Raw genomic sequence first — 16,261 nt, 5'->3', positions numbered from 1 at the left:
AAATGTCGCCACCGACCACCGACCGTCAGCCGAGCAGCGCAACCTTTTTCGACGACATCGCCGGACTCCGCGGGATCGCAGTCCTCCTCGTCGTCCTGTTCCACGCGCACGTCCCGTTCATCGACGGCGGATTCATCGGCGTCGACGTCTTCTTCGTGATTTCCGGCTTCCTTATCACGCGGCTGCTGGTCCGCGAGTACGAGCGCCGAGGCACGGTGTCGTTCAAGGGTTTCTACGCCCGCCGCGCCCGACGCATCATTCCGGCGGCCGCACTGGTGATCGTGGTGTCGATCATCGGTGCCGCGCTGACGATGCCGCTGCTGAAGGTGTTCAAGCAGGCCATCGACCTCCTGGCCGCTGCCGCGCAAATGGCCAACTGGCACTTCATCGCTCAGAACGCCGACTACCTGTCCGGCTCGATCGACGGCAGCCTCGCCACCCACTTCTGGTCGCTGTCCATCGAGGAGCAGCTGTACTTCGTTTGGCCGCTCACGGTGTTCGCGGCGGCCGCGCTGGTGTCGCGCACCCCGCTGCGCCGGTATCTGTCCATGCGCATGGCCGTCGGCATCGTCGTCGGATTGATCTCGGCCGCATCCTTGTTCGCCGCCGTCCGCCTCACGTCGACGGACCCGTCCCTCGCCTACATGGCCACCCACACCCGCGCCTGGCAATTCGGCGCCGGCGCCCTCCTCGCCGTTGTCGCCCCCGCCCTCGTCGGCCACGGCCGCACCGCCAAACTCACCACCCCGCTGGCCTTCACCCTCGGCTGGCTCGGCCTGGCCGGCCTCCTCTACGGCGCCTTCGCCATCACCCCCCAAACCCCTTACCCCGGCACCGCCGCCCTCCTCCCCACCGGTGCCGCCGTCCTCATCATCGCCGCCGGCCAGATGTTCCATTCGACCCTTGAGCCCGTCGAAAGGCCCACCGCGACGCCCCCCTCCGCTGGTCGAGTAGCACCCGGAGCGCTAGCGGAGGGAGCGTATCGAGACCCCCAGCCGGAGCCAGCCAGCGCACACCCCCCGCTCCCTGAGCAGCCCGCGAGCGCAGCGAGCGTGCGTGTCGAAGGCACGGACCCCACGCCCCCTGACCACCCCGCGAGCCCAGAAACGCGACCTTCCCCGCTCCCTGAGGAGCCCGCGAGCGCTAGCGAGCGTGCGTCACGAAGGGTCGCCGCAACCAGGCTCCTCACCACCCTCACCCCCACCACCCTCCTCGCCCTCCCGTCCCTCCGCTTCCTAGGCCGAATCTCCTACGCCTGGTACCTCTGGCACTGGCCGGCGATCGTCCTCTTCGAACAAGCCACCGGTATCTCCGCCTGGCCAGCCCTCCTAGCCGTCTCCGTGGTCTCATTCCTCATAGCCACCGCCTCAACCCTCTGGTTCGAAGAACCGATCATCGCCAACCGCGAACTCCGCCGAAACACCTCCGCATCCATCTCCGTCGGCATCACCGGCCTCGTCGTCGCACTAGCCGTCACGATGACCGCCGGCATCCTCACGGTGAAGGTAGCCAGCCGCGACACTGTCGCGAACGCGGCGTTGACCTACCAATCTGTTTTCGGCACCGACAACCAAACGACATCAGGTGCCGTGGTGCCCAACCCCTTCCAGGCCTACGACGACCGACCCTCACCCAACGAGTGCCTCCTACCGGTCAGCCAGCGGACACCCACCAGGTCGTGCACATTCGGCCCCGACGACGGAATCCCCGTGGTGCTCTTCGGCGACAGCCACGCCGAGCAGTGGGTCGAGTCCATCCGGGAGATCGGCTCCAACCACAACTGGCAAATCCACCAGTTCACCAAGGCCGCCTGTCCGGCACAGAATCTGCCGCCGCACGGCATGCCCGATCCCTACGCCAAGCAGGATTGCGTTGACTGGCGCCGAGATTCGCTCGAGCAGATCGCCGCACTGCACCCGAAGATCATCATCGTGTCGTCGCTCTCGACCTACGTGCCATCGAAGGCGATGGCCGAGACGGCATGGAACGACACACTCACCACCCTGCGCGCCACCGGAGCGCGGCTGGTCTACATCGCCGACACCCCATACCCGAACTTCCAAGTGGCCGACTGTATGTCGGGGTCACTCGACAACTGGAGCAAGTGCGACTTCGCGTTCGACGACGTGCCGCGTTTCGAGCCGGTGCTTGAGATGCCGGCCGGGCGGGGAAAGCGGAGGATTGTCACGATCTCGGTGAATGATCTCCTGTGCCAGGGCAATACGTGCTTTCCGGCGCGCAACAAGATCATGTTCTATCGGGACGAGTCGCATCTGACGGCGACTGCGGCGAGGGTGTTGGAGCCGGCGCTGGTGAATCGGTTGGATGCGGCGGGGTTTGATTATCGGGCGGGGTGATGACCGACAATGACATCGGCGAGTCAAACTTCCTGAATCCGAATTACTTCTACCGTCGTGAGTCAGCCATTCAATTGCTGATTCAACTGCCGTACGATCTCTTCTCGGCACGACTCGAACCCGTCACCGACGAGGAATTCGAGGCGGTCGATGAGAGCAACCTTCAGTTCTTCATCATCGATCTCTCGGAGACTCGCAACAACCACGTCGTCGATCGCGAGCAACATTTCCAACGCGACTATGTTGGCAAGTAATAGGATCGGCAGATCGGTTGCAACGCGCCTCAGTAGCTCCTCGATCCAGTCCTCGATCATCCTCCGCATGCCCGGACTCTGTACTTCTTTCAGCTTGTCGATATCGACGGCCCGCAGCACGCCCAGCTTGTCAATATGCGTCGCCAGGGACGAAGGAAGATTGTTTAAATCGCTCGTGGCCAGGTCTTTCAAGTCATTGTTGTAAAAGGACTGCAGCGTTTTCAGGAGCTCGTACAGGTCTATGCCAATGGGCATGTAAACGTATCTCGCACCTTCGTCATCTGGCTGAAATTCAATAAAAAGGCGGTCATTGTCATCGGACACTGGACATCATTTCTCTTTGTAGTGGCGCTCAACCCATGTCGGCGGTGGTACTCCCATGCATCGGTATGACGAGGACTGGGCCAGTGATCCGCTGAGACCAGCTCTGATTGACGATACTAGGCGACATGCTGGTCCGGTTGGGCCAAGAACGCGTCGCCTCATGGTAGGAATGTGACTTCCGGCAGTGAGGCTATTCGATGGATGACGCGACGTACGTTTTGAAGATCAGTCCGAGTGACTACGAACTTCTTCGGCGACTGGCCAACGTGCTGGACGTTTCTATGTCGGATCTGTCACATCGGCTGGTCAACGACGGTATGCTCAGACTCCAGTCGCCCAGCGATATCGAGTGTGAACTTGCAGCGCAACGTGATCGGCTGCGCCGGGGGATCGCTACGCTCAAGGACGATCTGTAACTGGCATCGGCTCGCTGTTACGTCAACTCCAGACATTGACGTAACAATAGGCACACGCGTCCACGAACGCCGCTAGCTAGTTAGCTAGTTTGGAACTGAGCAGGTGGGCCATCTCGAAGGACTTGCGGTTGGGTTACGACGCGGTGTTGTAAGTTTCTACCATGACATGGATTTACGCACTGACGTCTCGTCGAGGTTTGATTAGATGAGCCGAGTGGTACAGATATTGGCTTCGCTTGTTCTCATTCTGTTCGCTGCTGTTTGGATTTGGATTGGGTTCAAAATGTTGGCCTTCCATCCAACCTCATCGGAGCCCAAAATTCAGTTTGCAGACGCGCAGGTCATGATTGCAGGGTTTTTGTCCTCGGCTGTTGGCGCTGGAACCGCGTCGGTTCTCGGGATCGAAATCCAGAAGGCGCCGACAACCGGGGCCACGGGGCAGGCTGAAACGGTTGCGGTCCGCATCGGCCATGCAGCGCAGGACTCATGGATGCTGTTCGCGGGTATCGCTGCCTATGCGGTAGTAGGGATTTTCGTTCTACTTGTGTACTTCGCAAAGTCGTCAGAGGCGAATGACATGATAAGTGCCTTTGCGCTCGGCGTTCTTGGTTGGCTCGCTGGTGCGTTTGCTGCCGTATTTCGTGCGGACTGATGGGTGCGAGGTGCGTCGGACTTCTGTAGCGAGTTGAGCCCGCAGGTGCGAAGGAAACTCTTGTAGATCACGTCGATCCAGGTCCAAGCGCATCGTTCAACATCCGTGCGAATAGTGCGGCGGTCGGCGCTGGATCGCCGACGAAGCCAGGTGGTCGGCCCATCGCCATGTGTGCGGTCCGTCCGTACATGACAACCTCTGGGCGCGGCTTGACCTGAACAAAAGCCGGCAGTGAGTAGCGCAGCGCGACATAGTTCGCCCACACACGCGCCGTGCGGCCGTTTCCGTTTGCAAATGGATGAAGACGGATCCACTCGGCGTGCACGCGCGCGGCGAGTAGCACTATTGACTCGACCGCTTCGTGGTGGGGCCGCTCACCGGGTATCAGTAGCGAATCCAATTGCTCGAGACCGGCTCGAATACGCTGTATCAGCGCCGGTATTTCTCGACTGAGTTGGTATGACCACACACCGACCTTCTCTGGAAGCCCGTCAGCTTGCAACTCACTTCCGATTCCAACCTCATACCCGACGAGCTCGGTTACGGTGGGATCGCCGCGATAGTGTCCGACGTAGCCAACAACAGGAACCCTGCACCCCGCGAATAGACTCTTGTGCCAGCGCAGAGGAGTGTCGGTGTCGGGCTTGCGTGACCAGTCGTGCGCGTTATTCATGATTTCGCTGATCAGCGCTTTGGCGTTGGCTCCAATACGCCCAAGGTCTGATGGGCGATCCCCATCCCACGACGGCCCCGGCATCGCGGTGTCAGACCTGCGGCGAATCGAAGGCCGCCATTACTCCTAGGCCGTCAACTGCTGACTCGTCGACGGCCGTGTCAATTCTGATCATCCTCTCTTGCAGCAGTTGTGGCGTACCCTCGCCGTCGGCATATTCCGCGACACTCCGCGCAACAATTCGTTGGTATTCGGCGTTGGAAAGCTCGGCGATGCGGTCTGCTGCACGCTCCAAGTCCGAGGCGATCGTCGCGCCGCGGAGCAGCACTTCGTGAGCGACGGCTTCCTCGATTAACTGGTTCTGACTGATGTTGGCGTGTTCGGCAACTTCCCGGACCAGCTCGCGGAGCTCTGGACTGCGCAGACGAAGGTGGAACTGGTTAGAAGACATGACAAACCCTTCAGCCGGTGGCATCGCTGCGGCTAGTGATACCAAAGTAGCATATATGGTACCAGGCCAGGGCTGGGTCGCGATTGTGGTTCGTTCAAGGCATCGACATGACAGTTGGCGGAACCACCTATCGGCAGCACTAAGGTCGTAGGACCCATTACCTTTCGGCATGGTGACAGCACCCGTGACTGGCAGCTGCCTGGCAGGGCTCGGAGGTGGTGTAGCGGGAAAGTCCGTTCGCGTATTGATCATCCGATCACGCAGCTGCCGGCGATGTGTACGGGGCTGTTAATCGGCTCTTCATGATTCCGAGTGCCGCCAATCAGGACGGCCCTCGCACTTCTGATTCAATGCCGCCAGCTCCTGGTCGTCGTGGGTGACGAACCGATGTGCTCGATCGTGCGCGATCCACGGCGATTGGCGTGCACGATCTGGACCGCCGTCGCCCCCGACTTGGTCTTCACCGTGCGCACAAATGCCACGCCCGCCAGCCTACGAGGCTCCGGTTAGTGTCCACACGCCAACCCATCACCCCAGCTCAGACCCCATCTGTCTCCGATTTTTCTGGAAGATGAGCCAAGTCAGGTTGCCAGAAGGCATCCAGGTGTTCTGCCAATTCCTCAGAGTGGAGCAGACCCTGAAACCGGCTCTTCAAGCTTGACCAGGCATTGCCCGCTCAACCTTGAAGAGCCGTCATTCCGGAAGAGCCTAGAAACCGCCCACAGGTGGGGAATTTCAGTGAGCACACCTGGGGAATTTTCTTGAGCCTCGTCATTCGTCACCACCACTCGCAGGTATCGCACCATCAGCATCGCAGCCGGCCAACAAATCGTCACCGCCGCCGATCCGATCCCCGTCGAACTTCAGGACGCCCTCGACGCCATCCGGGATGTGCGCACTAATTGATAAAAGTCAGGTGAAACTCGCTCATCCACAGGTCTTGACAATATCTCACGCCAGTGGGTGACTAGGGGTCCTAGCTGGGAGCAACGGGACTCATCAGGCTACGTCAGGGGCGAGGCATAGAACGATCACGGTGGGCGACGCGTTCATAATCCACCCTGCTGAACCACAATTTGAGGTCGAGGAGCCCACTTTGGTTATCCGGTCCGTAGCGTAATTCGTTCCGCAGGTTGCCGTATATACGTCGACCTTATAGCTGCCGTCTCCATTCGGGGCCCCTAGTTCACGATGTATGCAGTCGCCGACTCGGGCACTCCGAACTGGGTAGGTCATTACCGGTGGTGAGACCGCTGGCGCCGTTGCCCTAGTCATTTGGGCTGGAGTCGTAGTCGTTGTCATTTGGGCCGTAGTCGTTGACGTTGTCGGGAAACCTGCGCTCGGAGCGGTGGGGGTGGAGGATTCGGCGCCTAAGTTGAAGTGAAAAACCATTGCAAGCCAGATGAATCCAAGTAATGCAGTCATTGCGGCGACGACAAGCGCAGCGGTAAGGCGAGTTCGGCGGCGGCCAGTACTCGGTGGTGGATACGTTGGGGTCAGATCAGGTTTCGATTGAGCCAGTTGCGGGGAACTGGTGGTAACCGATTCTGTTCCAGGGACCCCGCCGACGTTCGAAGCTGCGGATGCAACGGCCTGTAGATGGGTGGCACGGATCTGTGGTGTCCACTTCTGGTGTGCGTATTCGTCGGTTCGGCGGTACATTCTACCGTCGTTCCGGACTGATGATTGCCAGGCTCTGGCCATGGCGCTGAGATCCTGTGTAGCAATCTTCTGTGAGCGCGCGGTGAGGATTTCTTGCAGCGTCCTGAAATCGGCTGAGGGTAAGAGTTCCCGGTAGTCGGAGAACGCAATCGAAAAATGGTTTGTCCGCTCGCTCAAACTTCTAATAACCATCAATGCGAACTTGAACAGATCAAGGCTCGTTGAGAAACCATCGCTTGCTTCGTCTGGACGCCATAACAACGGGTCTCGATTGGCCAATCCCGCGCGTCCGTCGATGATGAACGAATCGCAGTCTAGAAAGTAGACCTCGCATCGGATTTCGCCGTCGAATGGACTCAGACCCGTGGTCAGTAGGTTGTTGAATTGCAGGTCGCCGACGACGATGCCGATATCGTGAAGGAACTGGAGGCCCGCAAGGACGTGCCCCAGGCGGGCTATCTTGTGTGGGAAGTCGAAATATTCGTAGCCCTTCTTGTCTGCTTCCTCTTTGGTGACTGCCAGGCGGACCAAATGACGGGGTTTGCTTACCCCGTTGTGGTGCATGAAGTACTTGCCGGGGGCTTCAGGCAGGATAATCCCGACTACTGCTTCGTCAAGGAGCACCAGCGCTTGGGGCCATGCGCTGATGGTCCCGAGTACGGTCCTGTCTTCATCACACAGTGAGGACGGCCAGGTGATGTTATCCCGGAGTGCATCGACGTCCACGTCGTCAAGATCTTCCTCGCGGTACAACTTGAGGACTCGATGCTGCCCATCGGGCGTGACACAGCGGTACACCTCTGCGGTACCACCTTCGCCGAGCACCTCGTCGGTATCGTATCGAATACTGTCTAGCTGGAAGCTAGGGATGTTGTTGGTCACGGCGTGCGCCCGCGGTTGTTCGCCGCGATCCTCGGCCATGCGGCCGCAAGCGTCCTGTCATCGTGCAAGCCCGGCAGTTCGAATCCGACGAGCTCACCGAATGCCCACTCTGCCGGACTCGGCCCCGCCACTCGCGGCAGTAGGGCACCGAACTGCCGAGGTTCCTGCCTGATCGCGTCGGCCATGCCGTCGGTGGCCAACACGACCATCTTGTTTGCGGCAATTCGAACCGCGCCCGTCACCAATTGCCTCGTACTGCGTGGGAGTGAGTGAGTCACATTGCTTACCAGCCCACCTGTCTGCTTCGTGGGGTTGCTGGTCAGCCAATCGATCTGTCCTGAACCCACGTCTACAGTCAACGCGTCGCTGTCGCCGATTGATCCCCACAACACTGTGTAGGCGCCGTCGGTCACGGGGCCGAGCGCGGCGAATACAAGGGTTGTTGCTGGGTCGAAGGATTTTCCACTGTCAGTAGGATGAGGCGACACATATCCCAAACCGACGGCGAGCTGGTGAACTGCCTCAGGCTTGAGTAATCCCGCGACGGTGTCCACCAGGTTGGCCGCTATCAAATTCCACTGTTCGGCTATCTCAGGTGGCGCGGCGCTCTCAAGTCTCGTGTGAAGTATCTGCAGCGTGGCGCGGACTGCCAGCTGTGCTGCCGCGTGGGAGTCTCGGGCTCCGCCAAGGCCGTCGGCCACGGCGAGCAAGACCCAACTGCCGTCGGGAAGACCTCCGACTGCATAAGCATCTTCGCGCGTGCCACCCTCGTGCGCGTGCTGCAGTCCGACTTGCGTCGCGGCATATACGTCAAATTGCCCGCAGCTTCCGCGATCGATCGTCAGGCCGCTGACTCCTGAGGTAGTCAGTGAAGCGAGTTCCACGGACCGCGCCGTCTTTGGGCTCAAGTCCGGTCTCACGCCAGGGTACGCCGGACGGTTACCCCTGGCCGACCGGTCATCCGGCCGCACCGAAGGTGTCTGCTGGACGGGCATGGGGGCACGGTCATTTCGAGGGCCTTCCAAGATGGATGCCTCGCTGCGCGTGAACACACGGGCTGATCGCCTCTGCCTCACAATTGAATTCTGCTGGTCCATGAAGAGCAGCGCTACGCAAACCAATCCGGTCACCAGAGTTGCAATGAACGTGACGGAGAACGCCTTAAACTTGTAGGAGTTCTTCATGGACCCGTCGACCTGAACTTGCAGCGAATCCCGTGTGCCCGCGATTGGGGCCTGGGCATCGGCTGCGGCTGGGTCGAAACCTGAGCCAAGCAAGATGCGGCAGACCCTGTGGCCGGAGCCATCGACGATCTGGGTGACCACCACAGTCCCGCCATCCAGCTGACCGCCCGTGGTTCCGTCCGAGGAGGACGCGGTGACGTCATGCTGAACCGCGGGCGAAGTTTCTGCCTGGACCGAAGAGCGAGAAGTGACGGGGTGCCGTTGGTCCGGAGACGAATTCCCTGAAGATTCCTGGGCCGTCGGGTGCGATTTTTCCTCAGTGCTCGACGTGGTGGAAGTCGGCGATCCTGACGCTTCCTGGGTCGCTGATGAGTCCTCGGCGGGAGGTTCTGAACTCTCGGCAACGACTGTCGGCGTCGCCGAGTGCGCCAATCCCTCCGAAGGAGTAGCTCCCATTTCTTGGGCGCAGCCACTGGTCTGCACTGCAGCCATTGCCTCCGCCATCGTCTGGACCTGTGACCCAGGCGCCAGAAACGATGCCACCGAACCGAAAAGTAGTGCCAAGATCGCTGCCACACCCAAGGCCACAGGTATGAGAGAAATTTGACTTGAGCCTCCACGGCCGGCGTTGTCCGACATTACTATGCCAACCTGCGCATTCCCTTTGGCGTCCGGAATTCGAACTCGCCCTGGCCGGCGCTGCGGCTGATCGAGAATCGGATGCTATTGATGATGGCGCGCAGCAGGTCACCGGGTGCGACACCCCGATCGGCCACGCATGCGATACCGACGGGTTTGGTCGACCGCAGTTTTGCAACCGTCGTTTCCGACACAGATCCGATACCGAGTGCCACCACGACAGGACGGAATGGATGGTCTTCGGCCTCAAGCGTGACGCGGGAACCCATCCAAACCGACTCGGGTTGTTCGTGCCCGTTGACTTGTGGGTTTCCATCTGTGAGAAAGAAGATCACCGGCGTGTAGAAGGCGAGGCCGGACTGCTGGAGAGCACGGTGATCGGACCGCAACTGCTGATCCAGGAAGCCGAACACCGCCGAGTAGTCCGTGCTCGTCTGCCGAGGTAACGCAGGAATTGATGGATCATCACTCAGCGGTGTCAGCGGAACCACGACCTTAGCTGTGTCGCCGAATGCCAGTACGCTCAGGTGCGCTGTATCTCGAACCGTTGGGTCGTCTTCCAGGACGCTGAGCATATCGGGGAGCGCGTCCTCGATGACGCTGATCGGTGTGAGGTGTTGGCTCTCCGTGAATTGTGGGTCCCACATCGATCGGGAAACGTCGCACACGACGTAGAAGGCGAACACTCTCGTCGAGTTCTTTTCGGATGGGATTATCCCAAACCCGTTTTCAGATCGCATCGCTGATGATCCTGTCGTCAAGGCTATCCGACATCGAGTACAGAGCAGGTAGTGGAAGCAAACATGGGTTAGTGCCTTTGCGCAAATTAGACTCAGACCAAGCTCGCTGGGGAACCCAGCTAATCTTCGGTCTCGTGCTCTTAGCGCGTCCGCGCGAGTTGCCTACGCAGCAACCACGTACTGACGATCAGGGCCACTATCCCCAGTATCACCAAAGCGACGGCGGCGGTATAGACGTGACTTGCATCGTGCGACCAAATGCCATCCTGAAAGGGGCTCGGCTGTCTCTGGCTCAGTTGATTCGGAGCGACCCCGGCAGCAAGGGGTTTGCCGGTGTTCGAATCGACAAAGAAGGAACGGGTGATCCCGTGATCGGCGCCAAGACCAGCCGATGACCAACGTGATGGCGTCAGATACGCAACTGCTTTAAGTACATCACCCGGTTTTCCTTCGAACGGTGGTGCCAGACCAGTCATCACGACCTGTAGCGCCAGAACGCCCATCAGAACAAAGACGGCCTGCCGCAAGGATCTCGAAACTGTCGAGACAAGTATCCCGGAACACATAGCTGCGATGGGTAGCAACACCGCGAACAGTAGAAGCCCAAACGGGTGCGGCAATACTGAATCGACGGGAGCCTGCTCCTTGAGAAGGAGGTACAACAGCGTCGAGAACAGGCCGAGCGCGACCGCCAACGGAGTGCATGTGATGGCGCGCGCCAGCACCATTGAAGTCGCTGAAATTGACCAACGTGACTCGCGCTCAATGGTCTCGCGGTCATCGACTATGGCGGCGAACGATTGTGCCATGGAAAAGAAGGTCAAACACACGATGAAGGCGATCAGCATTGAGCTGATTCCTTTCGGATTCGCGGCGAGGCCGTCGGTCGATGCGGCGGCACTGAGCAGTGCGGTAAGCACGCAACCCACACCAAGGCTGGCGGCGAGGTGGTTCTTGCTATTCCATTGACGCTCAAATTCCCGACCCACCAGAGTCACCAGATGGCGATTGACTGAACTGCGTTTTGGTGGGGTTCGCGCGACGTCCGCACTCAGCGATGGTGCAGGTGGGACCGGCGGTAGAGCGGTGGTAACGTGATTCGCCCTCAGCATGTCCATGACTTCTGCATAGTTGCCGGCCCCGAAGGCCTCGAGCAAGCCAGCGGGAGGACCGAAGTACGAAAGCCCACCGCGTTGCGTCAGTGCGAGAAGCTTGTCGGCGCGGTCGATGTTCACCATCGAATGTGTCACCACAATGACGGCGCGCCCATCGCTGCGGGCTACGGATCGAAGCGACTCCATCATCTTGCGATCAAGCCCCTCGTCTAAGCCCGATGTCGGCTCGTCGAGTACCAGCAGAAGCGGATCACTCAGAAGTTCCATCGCGGTCGATACGCGCTTGCGTTGTCCTCCGGACAGTTCTTCGATTCGCTTCTGAGTGTCATTCGTCAGTTCCATTGCCGCTACCACGTCAGAGATTTGTGCGTCTCTTGCACGCTGATTAACGTCAGTCGCAAGACGCAGTTTCGCCACCCAGGACAAAGTTTGCCGGACCGTGAGATTGCTGAACATGGCAGGTTGTTGCGGAACGAAGGACACCAGATGACTCGTCTGGGCGCCGGCGACACCGAGATTGGCTTGGCCAAGAAGCATCACGCCCGACTCGACGCCGACCTCACCGAGCAAGCCGCCGCACATTGTCGACTTCCCCGCTCCCGAGGGTCCGATGATGGCCATCACTTCTCCGCTGGACAATTCGAACGAGATGTTCTTCAAGGTCGCCTCTGGGCGCCTTTTGTATCGCAGGCTGACGTCAACAAACCGCAGTAACGGTGCCCGGGCATCGACTCGAACTGGTACGAGTTCGAGTCGCGCCGGTGCTGCCACGGCGAAGATGTATTTTCCAACCATGAACTGACCGCCGACAGGGACACGGGCATGGAGGATGGGACCGCCGTTGACGAACGGGCGAGAATGGGGGGTGAGGGATCTGACTTCGACGGTGCGACCCGTCCACATGACGGTGGCATGCCGCTGGGCGAGATCTAGTCCGTTCAGTGCGATCTCGGCTGGGCCGTCGTCCCGGCCAATTGTCAAGCAAGAGTTCTGAGGAAGATGCCAAACCTGTTGTGAAGACGATTGATTGAGAGCAGTGTGTACCACCTGCCCGGACTGTTGCCGATGCGTGCCCAGTCGGCCCTTTCCCCTCGCTTGGCCCTCGGCCGACACCCACTGACGGGGTACACGGGTGGCCGTTCCGACACCCGTGGGCTTCGAGTTCCGATTTGACGATGGGGCTTGCGGTGAAACTAAGCGCTCGGCACAGAGTGAAGCTGGTTGCGGTAGAGAGAAACGATAGTCACCGAGTACGAAGTCGTCGCCGACCTTCACCCGTGCATGTAAGACCGGGAGGCCGTCCACGAGCGGGCGTTGGGTTCGTCCAACGGCACGGATCTCAAGCACACGTCCATCCCAGCGCGCCGACACTCGTGGACTTGCCACGTCGGACTCGGTGGCCCCGATATTCGGTCCTGCCGTCCCGTACCCAATGAAGACAACCTGGTCTGTAGTCAGTGCCCAATGGACAGATCCCATAAATGCGTTACGCTCCGCGTGTGTTGTGTGATCAGTGCACCTGATGCCGGAGGAGATTGGCGTGAATTAGCATTTACGCAACTTACCTTTAGAGGCCGCTGAGAAGGGGGCGTGCCGACATCCTGGCGGAATCTGGTCCGTGATGATCTTTCCATCCGCCTGCCAATATCTTCGCGCTACGGCATTATGGGCCAGAAGTCGACACTTGCCGCATGGCCCTCGAACGAGGCTAGCTGCCAAAGAACCCGGACAGAGATCCGAACGTAGGACCTGAGCCACCCGACTTTGGTTCGTTCACGGCGCGACTGATGCTAATGAATGAACCACCTCCATCAGGTCCGCTCATTTGCCGGCTTGTGACCCTTAAGTTCCACGTGTTATCACCGCATCGACCGCTGGCGACCACATGGGCCCGAACGACGATCGAGTCGCCCGATCGGCTTCTTTCCGTCCAGTCGGCACGACACACACCTACGACGTCAATCGTGGCAGACAAAGGATTCGACCGTGTCACTGTCACGACAACGGGATGTGACTCCGCTCCGTTTCGCCAACTGATCGTGCCCCTCCAAATTCCGGACAGATTTGTTGGGATTGCGCCATTCGCTGGAGCAGCCGTGCATATCACTGAAAAAGCAACCACGAGGGTGGCAAATATAACTGCGAGCGGTCGGAGTTTGAGATTTGCCATGGGAGTCTCCAGAATAGGAACGTTTGAATGCGTGCTAGTCTAATCCAGCACGCAGTCACGCGCCCGCGAATTCTCTCACGATCTCCTATGTTCCTCCGTTTGGGGGATAACAGGGTCGGGTAGCCAGGGATCCTGGCAAAGTAGATTCAAGGGCCTGCTGACCTGCTGTTGTGTGTGACCGGTGTGTCGTGTGGGGCGAGCATGACCAGGTGTTCGAGGATGAGAGTTCCTACACAACCACCTGACGAAAGCCGGTCATGCTCGCCGCTCCAGTGTCCCCTATCCATGTCGTTGATGACAGCGACCCCCTGCTCGGCGAGTTGGCCCCGCAGCGCCGCGGGAGATCGTCGATGCGTTGGCGAGGATTCCCGACCCGCGCGATCCTCGCGGTGTCCGGCACCCGCTGCTCGAGATTTTGGTTATTGCCGCGGCGGCGGTCTTGGGCGGTGCGCGCTCGTTTGCCGCGATCGGCGACTAGGTCCTCGCCGCCCTGGACAGCATTGGTGGTGTGCCCTCGGAGTCCACAATTCGCCGCACCCTCGAGCGCCTCGACGGTGATGACTTCGATCGCGTCGTCAACACGTGGATGATGCTGGCGTTCAACGCTAGTGATGGCCGCCGGATCGTGGCCGCCGACGGCAAGACGCTGCGTGGCAGTGTCGATGACGCCGGGGATCGGCCGCATCTGCTAGCGGCGATGGACCACGCCAGCACCGCGGTGATCGGTCAGGTGGCCGTGGGCGCGAAGACCAACGAGATCCCCAAACTCATCGATCTGCTCGACCCGATCGACATCACCGACGCCCTCATCACCCTCGATGCACTGCACACGCAACGCGCCACCGCCGACTACATCGTCCGGCCGGGGTGAACGTCCCCGGGTTTGGTGCACACCTCTTTGTGAGGGAAGGTTGGCATCATGCCGAAGAAGTACGACGAGGCGACCCGGGCCAAGGCTGTGCGGTTGGTGATCGAGCATCGTGATGAGTATCCGAGTGAGTATGCGGCGATCACCGCGACAGCCAAACGGCTCAAGTTGACGCCGGAGACGCTGCGCAAGTGGGTGCGTCAGCAGGAGGTCGACGAAGGTCAGAAGCCGGGCGTGACGCGGGAGGAGGCCGCGGAGGTTCGGGCGTTGAAACGCAAGGTGGCCGAGTTGGAGGATACGGTCGAAATCCTCAAGGCGGCAACGACTTTCTTCGCGCGGGAGAGCGACCCGCGACACCAGTGATCTGCCAGTTCATTGCCGAGCATAGGGCTCGGTTCGGGGTCGCTCAGATCTGCCGTGTGCTCACCGCGCACGGCGCACCGATCTCCCCGAGAACCTTCCACGCCTGGGTGGCGCGGCCACCGTCGAAACGGGTCCTGTGGGACACCACGATCACCGAGATCCTGGCCGGCTACTACGAACCCGACGAGGAGGGTAAACGCCGCCCAGAATCGCTGTACGGGGCGGTGAAGATGTGGGCGCACCTGCAGCGGGAGGGTATCGAGGTGGCCCGGTGCACGGTGGAACGGCTGATGCGGGCCAACGGCTGGCGCGGGGTGACTCGGCGGAAGAAGGTCCGCACCACGATTCCGGATCCGGGCGCGTCGCGGGCTCCGGATCTGGTGGACCGCCAGTTCCGGGTACCGGCACCGAACATGCTGGTCGTGGCGGATTTCACTTACGTTCCGTTGGCCAACGGCACGCATGTGTACACCGCGTTCGTGATTGACGCGTTCGCCGGCCGGATCGTCGGATGGGAGTGTTCGGCGTCCAAGACTGACCGGTTCGTCCGTGATGCGATCCGGCAGGCTGCACAACTACGACAGCAGGAAGGTAATCCGTTGTTCGGCAACACTATTCATCATTCGGACGCAGGTAGTCAGTATACCTCGGTGCGGTGTGGGGAAACGCTGGAACTGTCCGGGTTGATGCCGTCGATCGGATCGGTCGGCGACGCCTACGATAATGCCCTCGCGGAGACGACCATAGGTTTGTTCAAAACTGAAGCGGTACGGGATGATTCGCCGTTTCGGAGTGGTCCGTTACGTCATGTCGGGGATGTCGAGCATCTGACCGCGGTCTGGGTCGGCTGGTTCAACGTCAGTCGGCTCATGCATCGACTCGGGCGTATCCCGCCGATCGAGGCTGAGCAGAACTACTACACTCAACGTGCCGTCACATCCGTGGAGGCACACCAGTAACCAGGTGTGCACCAAACCCGGGGCGATTCAATCCGATGCACACCAGACCTGGTCTGGTGTGCCATCGTGGCGCTCGTCTGTGAGTCGGTTGGCTGACCAGCGGTTGGCGTTCAATGGGACCCCGCCCGCCGACCGCAGCTCAGACGACTGCGCCAGCGCGTGTTCAGCATCGCTGCCAGGATGAGCCACCACTCCTGGCGTGTCCGGTCGAAGACTGGCGACACAGACCCTACGTGGACTTCTACTCGACGGGATAGCAAGGCTCGCAGCGCTTCCCGCGGCAGCGTGAACACCAGGCTGGCCTGTCACTCGACCCAGAAAAGAGCCTATTCCACGGGCCGTGAACCCCGATGCTTACCGCGTCTCGGTGACCCACAAATCCCAGGCCGGGAATTTCGGTCCTTCGACTTCCATCACAAGCTAGTCAACAGGGATTTGCTGGTCTTCAAGGTTGAGGCTAGCCTAGATTTTTCGCGCTGATTCGGGCTGATTGTGTTGGGGCCTGAATTGTGTTGTGGTCTGTAGTTTTCGGTGTTTGGGTGCGTAGTGATG

13 protein-coding genes and 1 pseudogene are annotated in these 16,261 nt (G+C 60.1%); 6 read left to right on the top strand and 8 right to left on the bottom strand.

What is annotated here, in order from left to right; genetic code table 11:
* Positions 1-2 precede the first annotated feature (2 nt).
* Positions 3-2,357, top strand: coding sequence for an SGNH hydrolase domain-containing protein (locus ACWDTI_RS21495; protein WP_449740160.1), 2,355 nt, complete (start codon positions 3-5; stop codon positions 2,355-2,357).
* Between the two features lie 62 nt (positions 2,358-2,419).
* Here ACWDTI_RS21495 and ACWDTI_RS21490 read toward each other — a convergent pair whose 3' ends face one another.
* Positions 2,420-2,935, bottom strand: coding sequence for a hypothetical protein (locus tag ACWDTI_RS21490; RefSeq protein WP_449740159.1), 516 nt, complete (start codon positions 2,933-2,935; stop codon positions 2,420-2,422).
* 197 nt (positions 2,936-3,132) lie between these two features.
* Here ACWDTI_RS21490 and ACWDTI_RS21485 point away from each other — a divergent pair, with 197 nt between their 5' ends.
* On the top strand, positions 3,133-3,351 hold the full coding sequence (locus tag ACWDTI_RS21485) for a hypothetical protein (protein WP_449740158.1): 219 nt from the start codon (positions 3,133-3,135) through the stop codon (positions 3,349-3,351).
* Positions 3,352-3,556: 205 nt separating this feature from the next.
* On the top strand, positions 3,557-4,003 hold the full coding sequence (locus ACWDTI_RS21480) for a hypothetical protein (RefSeq protein WP_449740157.1): 447 nt from the start codon (positions 3,557-3,559) through the stop codon (positions 4,001-4,003).
* 67 nt (positions 4,004-4,070) lie between these two features.
* On the opposite strand, the gene ACWDTI_RS21475 is transcribed toward ACWDTI_RS21480, so the two are convergent.
* The 7 genes and pseudogenes from ACWDTI_RS21475 to ACWDTI_RS21445 form a co-directional block, all read right to left on the bottom strand.
* Complete coding sequence (locus ACWDTI_RS21475) at positions 4,071-4,760, bottom strand: Fic family protein (protein ID WP_449740156.1); 690 nt, start codon at positions 4,758-4,760, stop codon at positions 4,071-4,073.
* Between the two features lie 7 nt (positions 4,761-4,767).
* Positions 4,768-5,127: a hypothetical protein gene (locus ACWDTI_RS21470; RefSeq protein WP_449740155.1), complete on the bottom strand. Its 360-nt coding sequence runs from the start codon at positions 5,125-5,127 to the stop codon at positions 4,768-4,770.
* Between the two features lie 327 nt (positions 5,128-5,454).
* Positions 5,455-5,609: pseudogene (locus tag ACWDTI_RS21465) on the bottom strand (IS1634 family transposase); the annotation flags it as partial.
* 517 nt (positions 5,610-6,126) lie between these two features.
* Positions 6,127-7,671: a hypothetical protein gene (locus tag ACWDTI_RS21460; protein ID WP_449740154.1), complete on the bottom strand. Its 1,545-nt coding sequence runs from the start codon at positions 7,669-7,671 to the stop codon at positions 6,127-6,129.
* Entirely contained in the window at positions 7,668-8,999 is a 1,332-nt protein-coding gene (locus ACWDTI_RS21455) for a protein phosphatase 2C domain-containing protein (protein WP_449740153.1), read from the bottom strand. The genes ACWDTI_RS21460 and ACWDTI_RS21455 overlap by 4 nt, the downstream gene beginning before the upstream one ends.
* Before the next feature lie 497 nt (positions 9,000-9,496).
* Entirely contained in the window at positions 9,497-10,234 is a 738-nt protein-coding gene (locus ACWDTI_RS21450) for a vWA domain-containing protein (RefSeq protein ID WP_449740152.1), read from the bottom strand.
* A 140-nt stretch (positions 10,235-10,374) separates the two neighbouring features.
* Positions 10,375-12,144 carry an ATP-binding cassette domain-containing protein gene (locus ACWDTI_RS21445; RefSeq protein ID WP_449740151.1) on the bottom strand — a complete coding sequence of 590 codons (1,770 nt, stop codon included), beginning with the start codon at positions 12,142-12,144 and terminating at the stop codon, positions 10,375-10,377.
* A gap of 1,730 nt (positions 12,145-13,874) precedes the next feature.
* Here ACWDTI_RS21445 and ACWDTI_RS21440 point away from each other — a divergent pair.
* The 3 genes from ACWDTI_RS21440 to ACWDTI_RS21430 all read left to right on the top strand — a co-directional run bounded on the left by ACWDTI_RS21440 (position 13,875) and on the right by ACWDTI_RS21430 (position 15,709).
* Positions 13,875-13,997 (top strand): transposase family protein, encoded by a 123-nt coding sequence (locus tag ACWDTI_RS21440; RefSeq protein WP_449740150.1) that lies wholly within the window; start codon positions 13,875-13,877, stop codon positions 13,995-13,997.
* A 30-nt stretch (positions 13,998-14,027) separates the two neighbouring features.
* Entirely contained in the window at positions 14,028-14,390 is a 363-nt protein-coding gene (locus ACWDTI_RS21435; protein ID WP_449740149.1) for an ISAs1 family transposase, read from the top strand.
* A 48-nt stretch (positions 14,391-14,438) separates the two neighbouring features.
* Positions 14,439-15,709, top strand: a protein-coding gene (locus tag ACWDTI_RS21430) for an IS3 family transposase (RefSeq protein ID WP_449740148.1) whose coding sequence is annotated in 2 segments (ribosomal slippage) — positions 14,439-14,718 and positions 14,718-15,709 — 1,272 coding nt in all. Because the reading frame shifts where the segments join, the coding sequence is not laid out codon by codon here.
* Positions 15,710-16,261 lie beyond the last annotated feature (552 nt).

It is taken from the genome of Gordonia sp. NPDC003424 (genome assembly GCF_053588655.1).
This window is presented reverse-complemented; position numbering and strand designations above follow the sequence as displayed.